Below are 19941 nucleotides of genomic sequence, written 5' to 3' on the forward strand. Positions count from 1 at the left end.
GATGAGTTTTTTAGAAAAATTACAAAATCAAATTTTGATTGCCGACGGGGCCATGGGAACAATGCTTTATTCCTATGGCAAAGATTCCTGTTTTGAAGAATTGAATCTTTCCCGCTCTGAGCAAATTCAGAATATCCACAAAGCCTATATTGATGCCGGTGCCGATATTATTCAAACGAACACCTATGCGGCCAACTATTTAAAGCTTGGACGATACGGGCTAGAGGATTCAGTCAAGGACATCAACAGCGCCGCTGTACTAAATGCCAAAAAGGCTGCCGAGAACCGTGCCTATGTGCTTGGGACCTTGGGCGGCAACCGTGGCATCAAGCCCAAATCCATTTCAATAGAAGAAATTAAACGAAGCTTTCGCGAGCAGCTGTATTGCCTTTTATTAGAGGGAGTTGACGGGCTTTTACTCGAAACCTTCTACGACCTGGAAGAGCTTGAAACCGTCCTGACCATCGCCAGAAAGGAAACCAATCTGCCAATTGTTTCGCAAGTTTCCCTTGCAGAACCAGGAATTCTGCAGGACCGTACTCCTGTCAATGATGCTCTGCAGAGACTTGAAGGGCTAGGCGCTGACGTTGTCGGCCTAAACTGCCGGCTTGGCCCGCATCATATGCTGGTTGCGCTCGAACAAATCGAACTGCCTAAGCGAGCCTTTCTTTCAGCCTATCCAAACGCCAGTCTCCCTGCTTATACGGATGGAAAGTTTCATTATGATGGTGATGCCGATTACTTCCGCAGGTCAGCGGCTGAATTCCGCAAGCAAGGTGTCCGACTTTTAGGAGGATGCTGCGGCACAACACCTGAACACATCAGGGCATTTGCCACCGAATTAAAAAACAGCGCTCCGATAACAGATAAAGTAGTAGAATTAAAACCAAAGAAAATCATAGTTGAAGATCGTCCTGCCAAGCGGGATTACGCCCCACTTCAAGATATTGTGAAGGAACGGCCATCAGTTATTGTTGAATTAGATCCGCCTAGAAAGCTTGATACAACGAAGTTTTTTGAAGGGGCAAAGGTTCTAAAGGAAGCCGGAATTGATGCGATTACACTAGCAGATAATTCTCTTGCGCAAGTGAGGATTTCCAATGAATCTTTAGGATATTTAGCAAAAAAAGAACTAGGAATGCGTCCGCTTATCCATATATCCTGTCGGGACCGCAACATTATCGGTCTACAATCCCATTTGATGGGCTTACACACGTTAGGAATGCATGATGTTCTGGCAATCACTGGCGACCCTGCGCGTGTCGGCGATTTTCCGGGGGCTTCTTCCGTTTATGATGTTTCTTCATTTGAACTGATTCAAATGATTAAACAATTAAATGAAGGTTTATCTTTTTCCGGAAAGGACTTGGGCCAGAAAACGGCGTTCAGCATTGCCGGAGCCTTTAACCCGAATGTCCGCTCAGTGGAAAAAGCAGTCAAACGGTTGGAGAAGAAAATTGCGCATGGGGCCGACTATTTTATCTCCCAGCCGGTTTTTTCCGAAGAAAAACTGCTTGAAGTCTATGAACATACAAAACATTTAAAAGCACCAATCTACATCGGCTTAATGCCGCTTACCAGCAGTAAAAACGCGGAGTTCCTTCATAATGAAGTGCCAGGCATTAAAATTGCCGACTCTATTCGTGAACGGATGGCCGCGCTTCATGATAACCCGCTCCAAGCGGCAAAAGAAGGCGTTGAAATTACCAAGGGGTTAATCGATGCAGCCTTAGATTTATTTAATGGAATTTATTTAATCACACCATTTTTACGCTATGAGCTTACTGCTGAACTGGCCCTTTATGCCCGACAGCGTGCGTGTGAACTGAGGGGGAACAGCTATGTCGAAAAGACCATTTATTGAGCAGTTAAAAAGACGTATCCTTGTCATGGACGGGGCAATGGGAACGATGCTGCAGCAAGCAGGTCTTTCTGCTAATGATTTTGGCGGTGAACAATACGAGGGCTGTAATGAAAATCTCAATTTAACTGCTCCAGCAGTTATTGCGCGCATTCACCGCGAATATTTAGAGGCCGGAGCTGATATCATCGAGACTAACACATTCGGTGCCACCAGCATTGTCTTAGATGAGTATGAGCTTGGATATAAAGCTTATGAAATCAATAAAATTGCTGCGATGATTGCTGTGAAGGAAGCTCAGGCAGCTTCCAGCGAGGATTGGCCTCGCTATGTGGCCGGCTCCATGGGACCGACGACAAAGACATTAAGCGTTACCGGCGGAACCACCTTTGATGAACTGGCTGCCTCCTATGAGGAACAGGCTATTGGCTTGATTGACGGTGGAGTTGACCTGCTCCTTCTAGAAACTTCTCAAGATATGCTGAATGTTAAGGCTGGCTATGTCGGCATCGAAAAAGCGTTTGAAAAAACCGGCAAAACATTGCCACTGTTTATTTCTGGAACAATCGAGCCAATGGGAACGACTTTGGCGGGACAAACGATTGATTCCTTTTATATTTCCATCGAACACATGAATCCAGTGGCTGTTGGGTTGAACTGCGCAACAGGACCAGAGTTTATGCAGGACCATGTGCGCTCGCTCGCCAATCTGTCTGGAACGGCAGTCAGCTGCTATCCGAATGCTGGCCTGCCTGACGAGGAGGGCCACTATCATGAGACACCGGAAACACTGGCGAAAAAGCTGGGTGACTTTGCCGCTCATGGCTGGCTCAATATTGTCGGCGGCTGCTGCGGTACGACCCCTGATCACATTCGCGCCATTGCCGATGCAATGAAGGATTACAAGCCAAGGGAATTCCAGCCATCCTCCCATCATATGGTTTCAGGAATCGAACCTTTCATTTACGATGATCCAACTTTAAGACCAATCATGGTCGGAGAACGGACCAATGTTATTGGGTCACGCAAATTTAAACGTTTGATAGCAGAAGGTAAATTTGAAGAAGCGGCAGAAATCGCCCGGGCCCAAGTAAAAGGCGGAGCTCACGTCATCGATATCTGTCTTGCTGACCCGGACCGTGAAGAGCTTATCGATATGGAAAAATTCATCACTGAAGTCGTCAAAAAGGTAAAGGTGCCGCTTGTCATCGACTCAACAGATGAAAAGGTTATTGAAAAGGCGTTGAAGTACTCGCAGGGAAAAGCGATTATTAACTCCATTAACCTTGAGGACGGCGAAGAACGTTTCCAAGCGGTAGTTCCGTTAATTCACCGCTACGGGGCTGCCGTTGTTGTCGGGACTATTGATGAAACCGGCATGGGGGTTACTGCAGAACGTAAATTGGAAATTGCCCGCCGTTCTCATGATATCTTAGTCAACAAATATAAATTGAAGCCACAGGACTTAATTTTTGACCCATTAGTGTTTCCTGTAGGTACAGGGGATGAGCAATATATTGGTTCCGCTAAAGCCACGGTTGATGGCATCCGGTTAATCAAGGAACAGCTTCCAGGTGTACAAACGATACTCGGCATTAGTAACGTATCCTTTGGGCTGCCCCCTGTCGGCAGGGAAATTTTGAATTCTGTATTCCTCTACCATTGCACCCAGGCGGGACTGGATTATGCGATTGTCAATACAGAAAAGCTGGAACGCTTTGCTTCCATCTCCAAAGAGGAAGTGGCGCTGGCGGAAGCTCTATTATTCGATACTACCGATGAAACATTGGCTGTTTTCACTGATTTTTATCGGGATAAAAAGAAGGAAGCAAAAGGTACTACACTCGATATGAGTCTTGAGGAACGGCTCGGCTACTATATTGTCGAAGGTACAAAGGAAGGGCTCCTTCCGGATTTAGATGAGGCGCTTGCGAAGTACCCTGCTCCGCTTGATATTATCAACGGCCCGTTAATGGACGGGATGAAGGAAGTTGGACGGCTGTTTAATGATAACCAGTTAATCGTCGCCGAAGTTCTCCAGAGTGCAGAGGTCATGAAAGCCTCCGTTTCCCACTTGGAACCGTTTATGGAAAAAGGCGATGTGTCTGCCTCAAAAGGAAAAGTCATTTTGGCCACGGTAAAAGGCGATGTCCATGATATTGGGAAAAACCTGGTTGATATTATTCTCAGCAATAACGGCTACGAAGTCATTGATCTTGGGATTAAGGTAGCACCCGCTGAATTGATTAAATCCATTCGCGAGATACAGCCGGACATGGTTGGACTTTCCGGTCTTTTGGTAAAGTCGGCCCAGCAAATGGTGTTAACGGCACAGGATATGAAGGAAGCAGGCATCTCCCTCCCTATTCTTGTAGGTGGTGCGGCACTTTCCCGCAAATTTACGGATACGAAAATTGCCAAGGAATACGAAGGACTTGTTCTTTACGCAAAGGATGCGATGAATGGCTTGGCACTCGCCAACCAGCTTCAATCCCCAGAGGAGCTTGAAAAATTATTTGCCGAAAAACAGGAAAAGCTGGCCTCCCTAGATGTTCCAAGAGAGCTGCCAGTCCGGTCTGCCGCCTCAGTGGCTGTAAAGCAAAGGGCTGCTATCTCTACTGAGGTTCCAGTTTTTATTCCAAAAGATACAAAACGACATGTCCTAAAATCCTATTCCTTGTCGCATATTGAACCATATATCAATATGCAGATGCTGTTGGGCCACCATCTTGGAGTTAAAGGAAAAATTTCAAAATTGCTGGCCGAGAAGGATGAGAAGGCTTGGAAAGTAAAAGACATGGTTGATAATCTGCTCGCAGATGCCAGCGCAAATAGCTGGATTACACCTGCGGCCGTCTATCAATTTTTCCCGGCACAATCCGAGGGAAATAAAGTTCATATTTATGATCCAGAAAATCCTGAACAGGTTATTGAGACGTTTGATTTTCCTCGTCAGGAATCTGCACCATATTTATGTTTGGCAGATTTCCTAAAGCCAGTCGATAGCGGCGTGATGGATTATGTCGGCTTCTTTACGGTAACTGCCGGAAGGGGCATTCGCGAGCAAGCTGATCAGTTTAAAGCGTCCGGCCGCTTCCTTGAAAGCCATGCCCTGCAGTCTCTCGCTCTTGAAAGTGCCGAAGGTCTGGCAGAATTGATTCACCGGCAGATGCGTGACCGCTGGGGCTTCCCGGATCCTCTAACCTTTACCATGCAGGACCGTTTTGCGGCCCATTATCAAGGCCAGCGGTTCTCATTTGGTTACCCCGCCTGCCCTGAGCTGGAAGATCAGAAGAAGCTCTTTAAGCTAATCCAGCCGGAGGATATCGGTGTCCAATTAACAGATGGCTGTATGATGGAACCTGAAGCATCTGTTTCTGCCATTGTTTTCGCCCATCCAGAGGCTAGGTATTTTAATGTGTTAAGATAGTCTTATGCAAGATTCCGCGGAATAATGTTCCGCGGAGTTTTTTTGTTTAGGAAGGTCGACATATTGTGAACATTTCTTGACATTTAATAATATATCCATTATAGTTACCTAGGTAACTAATATTAATTTGGAGCGTATTTATGATCAATCACGAATTAATCCATACCCTTCATCAATTGTCACGACGTCTAACGAATAAACTGAATGAAGCACTGAAACCAACGGGATTATACGGTTCGCAATGGGCCGTTATTTTTGTTTTAAAAAACAAAGGCTCATTAACTCAAAAAGAGCTCAGTGAATATTTAGCTGTTGAAGCCCCTCCCATGACCCGAACGATCCAGCGCATGGTTAAACAAGGCTACGTTAAACAGATTCCCGGTCAGGATAAACGTGAAAAACGAGTTCAATTAACGGAGGAGGCGCATGCCAAATATCCGGAGTGGGAGAAAATCGTCATCGAATTGAATAAATCGTTGCTCCCAAAATCACATAAGGAGGAGCTTTATCAGCTGCAAAAAAACTGGCTTGAACAGCTCTATTAAAAGGAGTGCATTAAATGTCTAACAAACCAAAATTATGGACGAAAAATTTTATTGGTATTTCAGCAAGTAACTTTTTCTTATTTTTGACCTTTTATATTTTGCTAGTGACACTTCCAAGCTATGCGTTGAATGAGCTTCACACAAGTGCTTCACAGGCAGGATTAATGACAACCGTCTTTTTGCTTTCTGCTATTATTTCGCGGCCGCTTGCAGGTAACTGGCTTGAACGTGCTGGAAACAAAAAGGTGCTGTTAACCGCGCTGATTCTTTTTGCCGCAGCGGCTCCCTTTTACCTATTCCCTAAAACAACAGCTGGATTTTTAGTGATCCGCCTGCTGCATGGTATCGGTTTTGGAATGGCAACAACAGCGGCAGGAGCGATCGTTGCTGACATCATTCCTTTTTCACGAAGAGGGGAAGGAATGGGTTATTTCGTCTTATCAACCAATATGGCCATGGTATTAGGACCATTTGTCGGGTTGATGACGATGCAGCAATGGGGCGCTAAAATCATGTTTATTATAAGCATTGCAGTGGCAATTGGCGCGTTGATTACCGGGCTAAGCGTTAAGCTTCCGAAACAGGAACAAGACGGACAAAAGGCGGCTGCAGCCTTCTCAGTACGTAATCTGTTTGAGTCTTCCGCTGTTCCGATTGCCATCGTCGGCGGTTTCCTGGCAATTGTTTATTCAGCGCTGCTTTCTTTTGTATCCATCTATGCAGCCCAAATTCATTTGGAGCATGTTTCGAGCTTGTTCTTTGTCGTTTATGCGGTGGTACTGCTAATTTCAAGACCATTTACGGGAAAATGGCTGGATTTATATGGTCCAAATGTGATTTCTTATCCATGTCTCATTCTATTTGCAATTGGAATGGTCGTCTTGAGCCAAAGTAATGGAGCGTTTACGTTCCTCCTCTCAGCAGGCCTAATCGGGTTAGGCTGGGGAACACTTTTCCCAACCTTCCAAACGATTGCGATTCAAAATGCACAACCTCGAAAAAGAGGCTTGGCTACAGCAACGTTCCTATCCATTTACGACACAGGAATCGCACTTGGGTCATTTTTAGTGGGCATAATTGCCGCCAAAATGGAATATAGCTCGATGTATTTCATTTGCGCATTTTATATTTTAATCGGCGTTGGTTTATTTTATGTTCTTCATACAAAAAGGAAAACGACTGCAAAGGCGCAATCTAGAGCACAGGAAATCTCATAAAATGCTTATACAGGAAATGAACCTAAGAACCATCAAATCTTAGACGGAAATGATGGTTCTTTTTATTTTTATTTCGTTTACAAAAGGTTTGAAATAGGCAGTTCATTTTACTTTTAGTTTGTAATTGGCTACATTAATATTTGAAAATAAAATATTGGAGGTTTTAATATGTTTGATGTTGTCATCGTTGGTGCAGGCGCTGCTGGCGCTAGTGCTGCTTTATTTACTGCAAAAGCTGGGAAACAAACATTGGTTATTGATAATGATAAGAGCATGACTAAACGCGCGTGGATTGAAAACCATTATGGTGTAAAAGAAATTACAGGCCCTGAACTTGTGGAAACCGGGAAAGACCAGGCTCGCAAATTCGGTGCTGAAATTGTTCAAGCTACCGTTACAAACATTACGAAAACTGATGCTGGATTTTCAGTAGAGACAGATCAAAAAACATTCGAAGCAAAACATGTCATTATTGCAACTGGCGCTTTGACTGACCTAGCTGAAAAGGCTGGCATAAATACAAAGCCAGGTACAGAACCAAGAATCAAAACAGTTTTTGATGTAAATACCGAAGGAAAAACAAACATTGACGGTATCTGGGCTGCCGGTACTGCTGCTGGTGTCAGCGTACATACAATTATTACTGCCGGTGACGGCGCCAAGGTTGCCATTAATGTGATCAGCGAAATCAATGGTGAGCGCTATGTTGACCATGATGTTTTAAAAGCTTAATTATAACTGGAGTTTACCCAGTGATAAGCGTATCCCCTTTTGTTAGGGGATTTTTTTTATTAAAAATTCAAATTTATTTTCTGTCGGCTGTCAGTTAAAATTGAGGCGTAGGAGGTTTCTTGGCCTATGGCCCATTAGATGAAAATAGAAATAAGGAGACTTTTATGATCAAACATGATAGCAATATTAACCTGGTGACAGCCGGTCTGCTTCTGGCTATTTTGATGTCCGCCATGGACAACACGATTGTGGCCACAGCAATGGGGACGATTGTTTCTGACCTTGGCGGGCTCGATAAATTTGTTTGGGTCACCTCTGCCTATATGGTAGCCGTCATGGCGGGCATGCCGATTTTCGGGAAACTATCCGATATGTATGGGCGGAAACGCTTTTTCCTGTTTGGATTAACGGTGTTTTTGATTGGTTCGGCCCTCTGTGGATTCGCGCAAACCATTGTTCAATTAAGTATTTTTCGAGCCATTCAGGGCATTGGCGGCGGCGCTTTAATGCCAATCGCGTTTACGATTGTCTTTGATATTTTTCCGCCGGAGAAACGTGGAAAGATGACCGGCCTGCTTGGCGCTGTTTTCGGCCTGTCAAGCGTACTTGGTCCGCTATTGGGTGCTTATATTACGGATTATATCAGCTGGCATTGGATTTTCTATGTTAATATCCCACTTGGACTCGTTTCGATTATTTTAATTGTTCGTTATTATCATGAATCCTTACAGCATTCAAAGCTAAAAATTGATTGGCTTGGCGCGGTTACCCTGGTCATTTCGGTTGTCAGCCTTATGTTCGCGTTGGAGCTTGGCGGAAAAGAATATGATTGGAATTCTGCTCTGATTATCAGCCTGTTTGTTAGTTTTGTGGTCTTTTTTGTTGCATTTTTTATAGCGGAATTCAAGGCTGCAGAACCGATTTTACCGTTATGGCTTTTTAAAAGACGGTTGTTTGCTGCATCGCAGATTCTCGCTTTTTTATATGGCGGCACGTTTATTATTTTAACAGTGTTTATTCCGATTTTTGTGCAGGCAGTTTACGGCGGAACAGCCAAAAATGCAGGCTTGATTTTAACCCCGATGATGCTCGGGTCTGTTGCCGGGAGCTCTATCGGAGGTATTTTTTTAACAAAAACGTCTTATCGGAATTTGATGGTGATATCGATAATCTCATATGCTGTTGGCATGTACTGCCTTGGTACCATGACCGAGGATACGTCCCGCTTGATGTTGACCATTTTTATGATTCTTGTCGGCTTTGGCGTCGGCTTCTCCTTCTCCCTTCTGCCGACCGCCTCGCTTCATAACCTGGAGCCGCAATATCGGGGCACAGCGAACTCCACGAACTCGTTTTTGCGCTCGTTTGGAATGACGCTAGGGGTAACGATTTACGGTACGATTCAAAATAATGTCTTTACAGATCGTTTGAAAGAGGCATTTAAGGGAATGCAAGGCGCTGGCGGACAGGGCGGCGGTGGGTTTAAAATGGGGGATCCTCGGGAAATCTTTGAAGCAAGTGAACGTGCGAAAATTCCTGTTGTTATTTTAGATAAGATCATTCATGCGCTGTCGGAATCAATTACCTATACCTTTACGCTTACGCTGATTCCTATTGCTTTGGCGGCTGTGACAATATTCTTTATGGGGAAAGCTCGGGTTGAGGTAAATAAAGAAGGTTCGCGGGGGTAAATTAGAGCACTGATTCCTGTTGGGGAGCCAGTGCTTTATTGATTCGCTAATAAAAGTGTCAGATTCGCTAATAGAACATTAAAATTCGCTAATAGGAGGCTGAAATTCGCTAATAGACCTCTAAAATTCGCTAATAGAATTTATTTAGATCTTTACAATTTTAAATTAATTATATCAGACACATATATTTAACAAATTTCGATGAAATTCAGCAGGATTCTACCTCTCTTTTTCGAATTTATTTTTCAAAAAGAAAGGAGAGATTATTTTGCTTATAAAAGACAGGTCAATTCCATTAAAGATACTCATTTTGGCAGCCATTTTACGGCGTTTGCCACTAAGTAACGAGAAGTATCAAGACATTTTGGATGAACTTAGGAGAAGGGAAGCTGGATACCAGGGAGAAAAATCACTCGATTTCTATTTTCGAATGCTCCCGAAAGACAAATATATGATACTTCATGATTTAAATCTTCCTGATGATGAATTTAACCTTCAAATTGACACCCTTCTGATTACTCCTTCATACGCCCTAGTTATTTCAGTTAAACATATGGCCGGGAAATTAATAATTGATACCGAAAATGAGCAATTTACGCAAATCGTTAATGAGAAAGAGAAGGGTTATCCTTATCCGGTTGCTCAAGTAGAGAGGCACCAAAAATATATTAAAAAGTTGCTGGCGGCTCATGGTTTTCCCCCTTTACCCGTTGAATATCTGATTGTCTTTAGTAATTCATATTGTACATATATCGTATCTGGCCCCAATTCCCGCAAAGTAAAGCCCCGTACCTGTAAGGCTGATGTTCTTCTCAACAGAATTGAATTCTTCGAAAAATTGTATCCAGCTGCAATCCTCAACGCGAAAGAACTCCGAAAACTTTGCAAACTTCTGGTAAAGCTGAATACACCGCCAACTAAGTATCTATTACAAAAGTTTGGACTTAAAAGGTCAGATCTGCTAACCGGAGTTCAGTGCCCTTATTGCGGCTATCTTCCACTAATTCGTAAAAAACAAAAATGGTACTGCTCCCACTGCGATAAATATTCAACTGATGCTCATATGAATGCGTTGATGGATTATTTTTTGTTGTATGATTTAAAAATTACCAATAAGGAGTTTAGGGAGTTCGCGCAAATTGATTCGATTCATACCGCTAAAAGATTGCTGCTTTCTGATAAAATCAATTATTCAGGTAAAAACAAGTATCGAGTTTATTTTCCAAAGTCTTTTCCTTGGTAAAATTCAATTCGCTAATAGAAGAGTCAAATCCGCTAATATATGATTAAAATTCGCTAATAGAAGTTCCAAAACTGCTAATAGGCATCAAAAATTCGCTAATAGAAATTTTAAAAGATGTAGTTTTCCCTTCTTAAGTCCCAAAATTCATGAAATTACCCTTTTTAAAGACTGCAGTAACCAATTTTTTAGACCAAAAACAGTAAAAGGACGCCTAAAATTGGCGTCCTTTTACTGTTTAAACTTCCAAATCCCTGCCCTCACCCGCAATATGAAATAGTAAATGCGCTAAATGATGAACCGGGCCGTATTCTTCTTCGTCCTGTTCATCTTGTTCTTCATTAAATTCGAAATCATTCAGGTAGAGAGCCATAAATTCGTAAAAATCCTTAAGCTGGAAGGAATAGCAGGCAACTGGATCTTCGTTGTCTTCTTCATACTGGAGCACCATGTAGGAGATGTCCCCATCTTTGTCTGCTCCATCGAAAAAAATGAAAAGGCCTATGTTTGTGTCCAGTTCAAATAGATGTCTTGTACCGCCTTCTGTCGCTTTTTCAAATTCCTCTTGATTTAATTTCTGCACCTGCATCGTATCAACATTATCTTCTTGATGAAAACTTACCACAAAAGATTTCATTAAAATACCTCCCAAATCACTGCCAAAAATTTAAACACATATGAATAGCATAACCATTTTTATTGGTTTTCTTTCGAGTCTTCCTGATAGTATTCATTCAGGAAGGGATTTTCCGTCGTGGCAAAATTCACAGATAATAAGCTCATTTCCGGATCTAATCCGTAAAGTCCTTTATCGGACTTGACTTCTGCCTCCCCGCTTTGAAACTGCGGCTCTTTGTTTCTATCGGTCATCAGTAACACCTCTTCAAAAAATTTACTACTTAGTATGCACAAAAAAAATCCCTGAATAACCAGGGATTTTTCATCAACCAACTGGAGGTTGGATTGGCGGTGGTGAAGACATGTAAGTAGAAATTGCCACATCGTTAGTTGCCTTTTCTACCTTCCCACTGCCTGCAAATGTGACCAGACCAAGCACTGAAACAGAAAGAACTACTCCAATAATAAACTTCTTCATAAATCTGCCTCCTCTTTTTATGTTATTTTATTTAAATAATTGACTGCTTCCAAGGCCATACCCTTTTCTGAGTAATAATCAGCTAGCATTTTATAATAATGAGTAAGGTCCTCATGGGATTCATTTTCCTCTTCTAAAAAGGGTATTACTTTTGATTCTAAGTATTTATAGCCCTTTACCGGAGAAGACATAAGCAACAGATAATATTCGCTTAAAAGTCTAAATTTCTTTACCCCTAGATCCTTTGCCAGAGAATTTACTTCTTGAAAGCATTCTATCGATTTTTCCTTTGCCCCTAAAAAGTAATTAATTTCTCCAATGGAATACAAAGTAACGAGATAATGCTGATTAATATTCGGCTGCTGTTCCAAACTTTTTTCATAATAGAACAGTGACTCATTAAGATGCTTCATTTTAAATTGCAGATGCCCCATATTGTGGTAAATCTGCGGAAGTAACTGCTCTTCTTTAAGTAATTTAGCATTCCGAATAATATGCTGAAAACATTCTTCCGCTTCTTCATATATATTTGAGTTAGTATAATTGATTCCTAACAGCATAAGTGTATGAAGAATCCGGATAAAGTTATGCTGATTCATGAACATCTGCAGCGCCAGCTTGCCAAAATGAATGGCATGGCCAGATTGCTCAAGCGAACTCTTTGCCAATGCTCTATGGTAAAGGAATTCACCGCTAGCTGACTCATGTTCATTATCGATATACAAGGTATCAAAAATATCATCTGCATTTTTAAACTGGCCCTTTAGTATTAAAAATACCGCATTATAGTAACGAAATAAATAATCTTCATGTTGGGAAAAATTTTTCTTTTGTTTATACAATAAATCTTTTTGATGCTCAGCTTCGTCCATTTTCCCCTTAAATAATAGATACCTATACTTATATAATTCCCAAATATAGATATATTTAGAAAATGGAATTAAATGTTCTATCAGTTTTAGTTTCTGATAAGTCTCTTCTATTTCTTCTTTTAAATAAAAGTTAATCCTGTTGCTAAATTCTCGTATGAGTACTTTTATTTTTTCCTCATTTTCCTCCATCTCTTCCATGCTAATTTGCAGCCGTTCAAGCAGAAGGGCGATGGTCTCTTCGTTTGCTTCTTTAGAGTTGTTTTCAATTTTACTTAAATGGGGAACCGAGCATATCCCTTTAGCAAGCTCTGCCTGGGTGATTCCTCTCTGGGTACGATAGTATTTGATCAGTGCTCCAAATTCCATTATGTCACCAGCTTGCCTCTCTTTTTTACACTATTTTACAACAATACTTTCTTTTCTTAAATATATTTTTTTCAGACTATTTGTAAAATAGTAAAGGAGAGGCTCTTTTCGCTACCTAGTGGTTATTTAGCTGAGAAAGAATCATGTGTCAAAGCGGCGGGGACCTGTGCCCCCGCCACCTATTATTATTATTTTACTCTAGGGAAACCGAAACCTGATGCGATGTCATCGCCTGTTGCTGCTCCAGAGCCTCCTTTAATATCAACTAATTTTGCCCGGTTTTGCAGTTCTGTGCGAAGCTGGGTATGGGACCAGGTTGGATTTGCCGCCCATAGCTTCGCTGCAAGCCCGGAAACATGCGGAGTTGCCATAGATGTTCCGCTAATCGTGTTATAGCCGCCATCATTCCACGTCGATTCAATCGCTCTTCCCGGCGCAGAAACTTCAACATCACGTTCCTGAATGATATAATCGCCTGCAGTTGCTGGATTTCCACGTGATGAGAAATCCGCGACACGATAGGTGCCATTTTCCTGAACATTTTCCAATGCAGCTACGGCTACGGCATTTACAAGAGCGCCAGGGTAACCGATGGTGTTTGAACCAGGTCCATCATTCCCAGCGGCGGCGACAACAAGCACTCCTTTGCCATATGCATAATTAACAGCATCCTCAATGAGAGTGCTCTTTGTGCTTGAGCCGAGCGACATTGAGATGATGACCTTTGAACTGGTACGAACACCTTCATCGGCAACCATTCGAATGGCATTAGCAATATCATCCGAATATCCTGATCCGCGGTCACTTAACACCTTATAAGCCCACAGCTTGGAATCTGGGGCAACTCCATAGATCCCGGTGCCATTGCTGCCACCATTAGCGAGTATAGTGCCAGATACATGGGTGCCATGACCGTTTCCATCATTGCAGCTGCCATCCACCAAATTGGTCTTCATTTGTGAAAAATCCTTGCATTGTTCCACCTTACCAGCAAGGTCCTTATGATTAATAACCCCTGTATCTAACACCGCAACCTTTATTCCACTTCCGCCGGATGTCGCTGAAATACCAGCATCATTATAAATTGCCTCTATTCCCCATGGCGTCCTGTCACTTGGTCCCGTAGCAGTCCCGCCCCCCGGTTTTGCCTTAGGCTCTGGTTTATCTGTGAGCTGCATTTCCGGGAGATTTTCAATTGTCAGGTTTTTATTTTTCAAAAGTGCTTGGTATTGCTGGGAATTGACAGTAGTCGTAAAGCCCTCCGCTCCAAAATCCCAGCGGACACCATAGTTGGCTTTGGCTTTGGCTTTTTCCACTGCCGGGCCTTGAATGAATACTCGGTAAGACTCATGACTGCTTGATTGTCCAAAGGCACCTGAAGCAAACGTCGAAATTCCCATGACTGCACTGAGTAGAACCATCCCCAATAATCGTCTTTTTTTCATCCAGAAACTCCCTCCGAAAAGTATGTACAGCGTTTAGCGCTGATACAAGAAACTATTCGGCAAAATCACAACCGATGACTGGTAGTCAAGCTATCTAATGTTGGGAAAATTATTTATTTTTTTAATAATTAACTGCAAAAAATTATAGTCTTACTAATCGTGAGCTCTTACAGCAAAAAAACCGCTCCCTTTCCAAGGGGCGGTTTTGACTTTTAAAAATATTTCTTCTTCCAAAAGATATAGGCCGTTAAACAGGCTAAACAAGCCGAGAGAATCAATGGGATGGCAAATGCATAGGTGTTTTTCTCAAATGGAAGCTCGACGTTCATTCCGTAAAAACTCGCCACCATCGTCGGCAGTGCAAGAATAATAGTGATGGAAGTTAGGAATTTCATAACGATGTTAAGGTTATTTGAGATAATCGAGGCAAATGCATTCATCATTCCCGTTAAAATAGAATGATAGGTTTCCGCCATCTCGATCGCCTGTGTTTTTTCAATAATCACGTCTTCTAATAAATCCTTATCTTCCTCATACATTTTCAAGTAATTAAAGCGCAAAATTTTATCCATAACGACCTTGTTTGACTTTAGAGAAGTAGTGAAGTAAACCAAGCTTTTTTCCAACGCAAGAAATGCGTAAAGCTCTTTATTTTTCAAGGATTGATGGACAACCCGCTCAATCTCATTGGTTTTCTTATTGATTTGTTTTAAATATCGAAGATAATAAGATGAAATGACAAATAATATCTGCAGGGCAAAACGTGTTTTTTTGAAGGTGTAAAATTCCTTTACCCTGTTTTTGCGAAATTCATCAATAATTGGCGAGTCCTTCAAAGAAACGGTAATAATATTATCATCGGTCAGAATAATGCCGATTGGGATTGTCTCGTAAACAGCAAGGCCAGTTTCGTCATGAACGATATAAGGAAAGTCGACGATAATATAGATTCTGCCATCGTCACGCTCAATCCTTGGGCGCTCTTCATCGTCCAGCGCGTCTTTGATAATGTCGATGTCGACCTGTGCGTCATTTGAAACTTTGGCTATTTCTTCTGCTGTCGGGGCGTACATATTTACCCAGCAGCCCTTTGAAATGGCATCCACCTTTTCTAACATTCTTGTCTCAGTGCTTTTAAAAATTTCCAACATGCCAAAACCTCCTCACTCTCATTTTTGAGGAAGCCAACCGCCTTTTTTTAGAGTTGATATTCTTGCAGCAGCCAATTTCATCAATTCAAAAAACACATTGACTTCCCCGCTCCTTTCAGGGTCAGGGTCTATGGAATAACTCAAAAATATCAACTCCTTTACTGTAGTGTTATTTTATTTTTTTAAGGGTACCGCCAGATGCAGCACCCTATACCAATCCTATCATAAACCCAAATTTCCGAAAGTACAAATCAGTTTTTTTTGGTAAATTATTTTTAATCCGGAAAATAAGGGTTTAAATGAATAAGCACTTCTTCGATATTGTCATGCTGTTCCATCAGCTTTACCTTGATAGATCTGGCAAGATCATGCCCTTCCTTAATGGTCTTAAAATGGTCGATGGAAATCCGTAAGTCAACCAAAATGTAATGGCCGAGTTCTCTAGCTCTAATGCGGTCGATCCGCCTCACATCGGAAAATTCATTGATAATAGCAATATATTCTTGAATGGTTTCATTGTTAATATTCCGCTCCAGTAAAATATCGAATGCTTCAGTTAACATTTCTTTGGCAATTTTAAAAATGAGATAGGCAACAAAAATACTTGCTACCTTATCACCGTACTGCAGAAGATGAATTGAAAAGCGTTCACCGATGATGGACATCAGAACACCAATGGCAGCCGCAAGCGAAGCAACAATATCGGCTTTGTGATCAAAAGCGATTGCTTCAATTGCTTTTGAGTTATTCTGTTTGGCTACGTTCATAGAACTTCTATATAAAACCACTTTTGCAACGTAAGAAAATACCGCCACCCACATCGCCAAAAGGCTCGGTGATTCGACTTCCTTGAAGAAACCTGTAATCCCTTCGAATACAAGATAAATGGACACAAGGAACAATAAAATACCCACAATACCTGAAACAATGACCTCTGCTTTCCCATGTCCATATGGGTGCTCCTTATCGGCAGGTTTATTGGCAATTTTGATGACAAGCAGAACAATAACGGATGCAAAAACATCGGCAGCCGAATGGATTCCATCGGCAAATACGGCATCACTATGGCCATACCAGCCTATTATCATTTTTCCTAAAGTAAGGATAATATTACTTATGACACTTATCCAGGCAATTTTTTTTGCCAAAGCTTCTCTTGTTCCCATAACAACCCCCTAAAACTAGCCCAAGCTGCTCCCTCTACTCTTCATGCCCGTCTTTTTCTTTTTTAATCATTTCAATTTCTTCGATTATCGAGATTCTGTTAATTTCATCATGCAAAAAGTGAAATGCCTGATCCAATTGTTCCTGCGATGGAAATTCATTTCTCTTCTTCATATATAGTGCCCCTTCCATGGATTTATTTTATAGGAGTAATACTAAAATAAAAAGAAACAATACAGATGTAATACGAAAAGCGAATGCGCCTTAACCAGGCGCTGCAGCTAGACAATTATAACAAAAAGGAGAGAGATACATGGTGAAAAAAGACCCCAAAAAAGGAACTGAAGTAGCGGGCAGTTTCTTTCATGCCAGTTATTATCAAAATAGCGATCCACTTTCCTCCGGTTTTGCCACGACGCATGAGCAGGTAAGCGATGTCTATGCTGAGGGTGAAATCGGTGCCGTCATCGAAAATGAAGACGGTGCGGACATTCCACTGAATAACAATAAATCAGAGTAAAAATCAGAGAAAACAGCTCTCGTTTGAAAGCTGTTTTCTTTTTTTAGAATCAGTTCCTTTGCTATCTATCATCCCGGTCCACATACGGGTCATGTTCATAAGCAGGTAAATCCCCGAAGCTTGTCATGATGCCTTCTTCATCAAGTGAGTCCTCATATTTTTCATGCTGTGGATTCGGATAAACGGTGATATTTTTTCCATACATATCATTGCCGACAAAATTTTCATAGTCCTCAACATAGCCGATATTTTCGTCTGCCTCAACATACACGTCCTGATAATCATCCTGCGGGAAGGCCAGGTCGGATGGCGTGTCCGACGTTCCCCATTGGGCAACTGTCTGCCAGGAATCCTCTGCATCAAAGGCAACGCTCTCGTCCTTTTCATCCATATCAAATTTACCAAATGGCGGCATGAGGACACCTTCTTCGACAGGACGTTTATGAGAGGTCACCTGATCCGGGCTATGCTCAATGCAGTACGTAGTGTTCGGCAAAGCTTCCAAACGCTCTAGTGGAATCTCTTTGCCGCATACTTCACATTTCCCGTATGTCCCATTTTCCATCGCCTCTAAAGCCTGGTTAACATTGTGGAGCTCTAATTTATAGTGTTCAAGTAAGGCATTATCTTTTTCCCGCTCATATAACTCCGTCGCCTCATCGGCCGGATGATTGTCGTAGGAGGATAATTCCCCCATTGACTCATGAGCATGTCCTCTTTCCAAACCCAAGTGGTCATTTTGCTCCAAATGTGCCTCCAGTTCACTCTTTTCCTCTAATAATTGCAAGCGCAAACCAGCCAGCTTTTCTGTCGATAACATCCAAATCTACCCCTTTCATTAGAAAAGCGTTTGTCATAAAAAATCTATATCATGCCTGATGTGTCCAATTTTGTCTAGTTCCTCTTTAGTTTCATTTGTTTCGCGGCGGTTTATGTAATAAAAATTTAATTCCATCAAAAAACAAACAAACATCCTTTCAAGATTGAATAAGAAACAGGCAGGAGTATATCTTAAGAAATATATTTGAGCATTAGAAAAGAGGGATTAATTTGGTAAATGAAAACTTTGATAAGTTTAAAAAGGTGCAAGAAAAACACCAGGGAGAGTATTTAGGGTCAGATAGAAGACAAATGCCTGGCCTAAATGATGAAGACTATAATAACCAAAGCATTACTGACAAATCACCAGGTGCCACTGGGCGCAACGTATAGCCGGGGCAAAGATCAGTATAAAAGGAGATATTATATGGGCAAGTCAACGTCTGGCGCAAAGGAAACTACTTTGCGCTGGTGGCAGCTTTCCTTGTTTGGGATTGGCTGTACAATTGGGACAGGTTTTTTCCTGGGCTCGAGCTTGGCAATTAAGATGGCGGGACCGTCCATTTTAATTGCCTATTTAATCGCTGCGCTTGGCACCTATTTTGTATTTGATGCCCTATCAAAAATGACCGCCAAAGAGCCGCTCGAGGGCGGCTTTCGGTCTTATGCCAAAAAGGCTTACGGCAGATGGGCTGGGTTTAGCAGCGGCTGGGTTTATTGGTGTTCAGAAGTTTTGATTATGGGAAGCCAAATGACCGCTCTATCTATTTTTTCACGATTCTGGTTCCCAAACATTCCCCTCTGGGTATTTGCCGCCGTTTACGCCATCCTAGGATTGGCCGTCATTCTAATTGGTGTGGGCATTTTAAATAAGCTGGAAAATGTTCTTGCTGTCTTAAAGGTGGCAGCCATTTTAATGTTTATCATTATTGCCCTGTTGGCCTTATTTGGCGTGATTGATGGTGACCGTCCGATTCAATATCCTAACAGCAAAAAAGATTTCTTTCCGGGCGGAATGAAAGGACTGTGGTCTGCTGTTATTTTTGCCTACTATGCTTTTGGCGGCATTGAAATTCTGGGTCTGATGGCAACTAAATTAAAAGACCCTGAGGAAGCTCCAAAGGCCGGCAGGGTTATGCTCTTTTCCCTGATGTTCATCTACGCCCTTTCGATAGGGATTGCCGTCACCATGGTCAATTGGCAACAATTTAATACGAAGGAAAGCCCGTTTGTTATTGCATTGGATGCTTACAACCTTTCGTTTGTGCCGCATATCTTTAATGGAGCTTTAATAATTGCCGGCTTTTCTACCATGGCTGCTTCTCTTTATGGAGTTACGAGTGTTTTAGTTACCCTTGCAAAAGAAGGGGATGCTCCGGCAAGCTTTGCAAAGGAAGGAAAGCTAAAGATTCCGCTGCCTACACTAATTCTTACGATATTCGGCATTACTGCATCTGTCTTGTCGGCTTTACTGATGCCAAATCGAATTTATGAATATATAACGACGGCTGCCGGATTGATGCTGCTTTATAATTGGATGTTTATTCTTGTTTCTCCAAGAAAAATTCTTAAGATAACTGCTAAAGATAAAATAAAATATTATCTTGGAATTCTGTTGATTTTAATTGCGGTAAGCGGCACCTTATTCCATGCTTCAAGCAGACCTGGTTTCTTCATCAGCATTGCGTTTGTGGGAGTGATTGGTGCGATTACCTTAATCATGAGAGTGAAATGGAAAAGAAGCGAGAAGAACAAAAAGAAAACCATCCTTAAACCATGGCCAACAGCTTAA

Annotated in this window: 19 protein-coding genes; 10 read left to right on the forward strand and 9 right to left on the reverse strand. The window is 42.0% G+C overall.

Translation table 11 applies throughout. From position 1 onward, the window contains the following. The first annotated feature begins 1 nt into the window (after position 1). The 7 genes from ACZ5B7_RS25070 to ACZ5B7_RS25100 all read left to right on the forward strand — a co-directional run bounded on the left by ACZ5B7_RS25070 (position 2) and on the right by ACZ5B7_RS25100 (position 10719). Positions 2-1864 carry a bifunctional homocysteine S-methyltransferase/methylenetetrahydrofolate reductase gene (locus ACZ5B7_RS25070; protein ID WP_464491361.1) on the forward strand — a complete coding sequence of 621 codons (1863 nt, stop codon included), beginning with the start codon at positions 2-4 and terminating at the stop codon, positions 1862-1864. Then, positions 1842-5291: a methionine synthase gene (metH, locus tag ACZ5B7_RS25075; protein ID WP_464491362.1), complete on the forward strand. Its 3450-nt coding sequence runs from the start codon at positions 1842-1844 to the stop codon at positions 5289-5291. Before ACZ5B7_RS25070 ends, metH begins: the two co-directional genes overlap by 23 nt. A gap of 140 nt (positions 5292-5431) precedes the next feature. Beyond that, positions 5432-5836 (forward strand): MarR family winged helix-turn-helix transcriptional regulator, encoded by a 405-nt coding sequence (locus ACZ5B7_RS25080; RefSeq protein WP_464491363.1) that lies wholly within the window; start codon positions 5432-5434, stop codon positions 5834-5836. Between the two features lie 14 nt (positions 5837-5850). Further along, positions 5851-7053: an MFS transporter gene (locus tag ACZ5B7_RS25085; RefSeq protein WP_464491364.1), complete on the forward strand. Its 1203-nt coding sequence runs from the start codon at positions 5851-5853 to the stop codon at positions 7051-7053. A gap of 168 nt (positions 7054-7221) precedes the next feature. Continuing rightward, on the forward strand, positions 7222-7785 hold the full coding sequence (locus ACZ5B7_RS25090; RefSeq protein WP_464491365.1) for an NAD(P)/FAD-dependent oxidoreductase: 564 nt from the start codon (positions 7222-7224) through the stop codon (positions 7783-7785). Between the two features lie 164 nt (positions 7786-7949). Then, complete coding sequence (locus ACZ5B7_RS25095) at positions 7950-9476, forward strand: MDR family MFS transporter (RefSeq protein ID WP_464491366.1); 1527 nt, start codon at positions 7950-7952, stop codon at positions 9474-9476. 268 nt (positions 9477-9744) lie between these two features. Beyond that, a complete protein-coding gene (locus ACZ5B7_RS25100; RefSeq protein WP_464491367.1) occupies positions 9745-10719 on the forward strand; it encodes a nuclease-related domain-containing protein in 975 nt (324 codons plus the stop codon). 235 nt (positions 10720-10954) lie between these two features. Here ACZ5B7_RS25100 and ACZ5B7_RS25105 read toward each other — a convergent pair whose 3' ends face one another. The 8 genes from ACZ5B7_RS25105 to ACZ5B7_RS25140 form a co-directional block, all read right to left on the reverse strand. Next, the gene (locus tag ACZ5B7_RS25105; protein WP_378582753.1) at positions 10955-11353 is read right to left on the reverse strand and encodes a cytosolic protein; all 399 of its coding nucleotides are present in this window, start codon (positions 11351-11353) and stop codon (positions 10955-10957) included. A 59-nt stretch (positions 11354-11412) separates the two neighbouring features. Next, positions 11413-11586, reverse strand: a complete 174-nt coding sequence (locus tag ACZ5B7_RS25110; protein WP_464491368.1) for a hypothetical protein — start codon at positions 11584-11586, stop codon at positions 11413-11415. A 73-nt stretch (positions 11587-11659) separates the two neighbouring features. After that, a complete protein-coding gene (locus ACZ5B7_RS25115) occupies positions 11660-11812 on the reverse strand; it encodes a hypothetical protein (protein WP_464491369.1) in 153 nt (50 codons plus the stop codon). Between the two features lie 17 nt (positions 11813-11829). Next, the gene (locus ACZ5B7_RS25120) at positions 11830-13050 is read right to left on the reverse strand and encodes a helix-turn-helix domain-containing protein (protein WP_464491370.1); all 1221 of its coding nucleotides are present in this window, start codon (positions 13048-13050) and stop codon (positions 11830-11832) included. Positions 13051-13238: 188 nt separating this feature from the next. Continuing rightward, on the reverse strand, positions 13239-14495 hold the full coding sequence (locus tag ACZ5B7_RS25125; RefSeq protein WP_464491371.1) for a S8 family peptidase: 1257 nt from the start codon (positions 14493-14495) through the stop codon (positions 13239-13241). A gap of 212 nt (positions 14496-14707) precedes the next feature. Next, positions 14708-15646, reverse strand: a complete 939-nt coding sequence (locus tag ACZ5B7_RS25130) for a magnesium transporter CorA family protein (RefSeq protein WP_464491372.1) — start codon at positions 15644-15646, stop codon at positions 14708-14710. Between the two features lie 275 nt (positions 15647-15921). Beyond that, positions 15922-16812 carry a cation diffusion facilitator family transporter gene (locus ACZ5B7_RS25135; RefSeq protein WP_213144382.1) on the reverse strand — a complete coding sequence of 297 codons (891 nt, stop codon included), beginning with the start codon at positions 16810-16812 and terminating at the stop codon, positions 15922-15924. A gap of 34 nt (positions 16813-16846) precedes the next feature. Beyond that, complete coding sequence (locus ACZ5B7_RS25140) at positions 16847-16984, reverse strand: hypothetical protein (protein WP_213144381.1); 138 nt, start codon at positions 16982-16984, stop codon at positions 16847-16849. 139 nt (positions 16985-17123) lie between these two features. Here ACZ5B7_RS25140 and ACZ5B7_RS25145 point away from each other — a divergent pair, with 139 nt between their 5' ends. After that, the gene (locus ACZ5B7_RS25145) at positions 17124-17330 is read left to right on the forward strand and encodes a DUF4025 domain-containing protein (protein WP_464491373.1); all 207 of its coding nucleotides are present in this window, start codon (positions 17124-17126) and stop codon (positions 17328-17330) included. A gap of 61 nt (positions 17331-17391) precedes the next feature. On the opposite strand, the gene ACZ5B7_RS25150 is transcribed toward ACZ5B7_RS25145, so the two are convergent. Next, entirely contained in the window at positions 17392-18150 is a 759-nt protein-coding gene (locus ACZ5B7_RS25150) for a TraR/DksA C4-type zinc finger protein (protein WP_464491374.1), read from the reverse strand. Positions 18151-18380: 230 nt separating this feature from the next. Between ACZ5B7_RS25150 and ACZ5B7_RS25155 the strand changes: the two genes are divergently transcribed. Further along, positions 18381-18542: a hypothetical protein gene (locus tag ACZ5B7_RS25155; RefSeq protein WP_213144378.1), complete on the forward strand. Its 162-nt coding sequence runs from the start codon at positions 18381-18383 to the stop codon at positions 18540-18542. Positions 18543-18576: 34 nt separating this feature from the next. Continuing rightward, positions 18577-19941: an amino acid permease gene (locus ACZ5B7_RS25160; RefSeq protein ID WP_464491375.1), complete on the forward strand. Its 1365-nt coding sequence runs from the start codon at positions 18577-18579 to the stop codon at positions 19939-19941.

This window comes from Neobacillus sp. S1115, assembly GCF_055385565.1.

Excerpts from the sequence above, each read along its gene's own strand:
- ACZ5B7_RS25070 (WP_464491361.1), top strand. The coding sequence starts at position 2 with ATGAGTTTTTTAGAAAAATTACAAAATCAAATTTTGATTGCCGACGGG.
- metH (WP_464491362.1), top strand. The coding sequence starts at position 1,842 with ATGTCGAAAAGACCATTTATTGAGCAGTTAAAAAGACGTATCCTTGTC.
- ACZ5B7_RS25080 (WP_464491363.1), top strand. The coding sequence starts at position 5,432 with ATGATCAATCACGAATTAATCCATACCCTTCATCAATTGTCACGACGT.
- ACZ5B7_RS25085 (WP_464491364.1), top strand. The coding sequence starts at position 5,851 with ATGTCTAACAAACCAAAATTATGGACGAAAAATTTTATTGGTATTTCA.
- ACZ5B7_RS25090 (WP_464491365.1), top strand. The coding sequence starts at position 7,222 with ATGTTTGATGTTGTCATCGTTGGTGCAGGCGCTGCTGGCGCTAGTGCT.
- ACZ5B7_RS25095 (WP_464491366.1), top strand. The coding sequence starts at position 7,950 with ATGATCAAACATGATAGCAATATTAACCTGGTGACAGCCGGTCTGCTT.
- ACZ5B7_RS25105 (WP_378582753.1), bottom strand. The coding sequence starts at position 11,353 with ATGAAATCTTTTGTGGTAAGTTTTCATCAAGAAGATAATGTTGATACG.
- ACZ5B7_RS25110 (WP_464491368.1), bottom strand. The coding sequence starts at position 11,586 with ATGACCGATAGAAACAAAGAGCCGCAGTTTCAAAGCGGGGAGGCAGAA.
- ACZ5B7_RS25115 (WP_464491369.1), bottom strand. The coding sequence starts at position 11,812 with ATGAAGAAGTTTATTATTGGAGTAGTTCTTTCTGTTTCAGTGCTTGGT.
- ACZ5B7_RS25120 (WP_464491370.1), bottom strand. The coding sequence starts at position 13,050 with ATGGAATTTGGAGCACTGATCAAATACTATCGTACCCAGAGAGGAATC.
- ACZ5B7_RS25125 (WP_464491371.1), bottom strand. The coding sequence starts at position 14,495 with ATGAAAAAAAGACGATTATTGGGGATGGTTCTACTCAGTGCAGTCATG.
- ACZ5B7_RS25130 (WP_464491372.1), bottom strand. The coding sequence starts at position 15,646 with ATGTTGGAAATTTTTAAAAGCACTGAGACAAGAATGTTAGAAAAGGTG.
- ACZ5B7_RS25135 (WP_213144382.1), bottom strand. The coding sequence starts at position 16,812 with ATGGGAACAAGAGAAGCTTTGGCAAAAAAAATTGCCTGGATAAGTGTC.
- ACZ5B7_RS25140 (WP_213144381.1), bottom strand. The coding sequence starts at position 16,984 with ATGAAGAAGAGAAATGAATTTCCATCGCAGGAACAATTGGATCAGGCA.
- ACZ5B7_RS25145 (WP_464491373.1), top strand. The coding sequence starts at position 17,124 with ATGGTGAAAAAAGACCCCAAAAAAGGAACTGAAGTAGCGGGCAGTTTC.
- ACZ5B7_RS25150 (WP_464491374.1), bottom strand. The coding sequence starts at position 18,150 with ATGTTATCGACAGAAAAGCTGGCTGGTTTGCGCTTGCAATTATTAGAG.
- ACZ5B7_RS25160 (WP_464491375.1), top strand. The coding sequence starts at position 18,577 with ATGGGCAAGTCAACGTCTGGCGCAAAGGAAACTACTTTGCGCTGGTGG.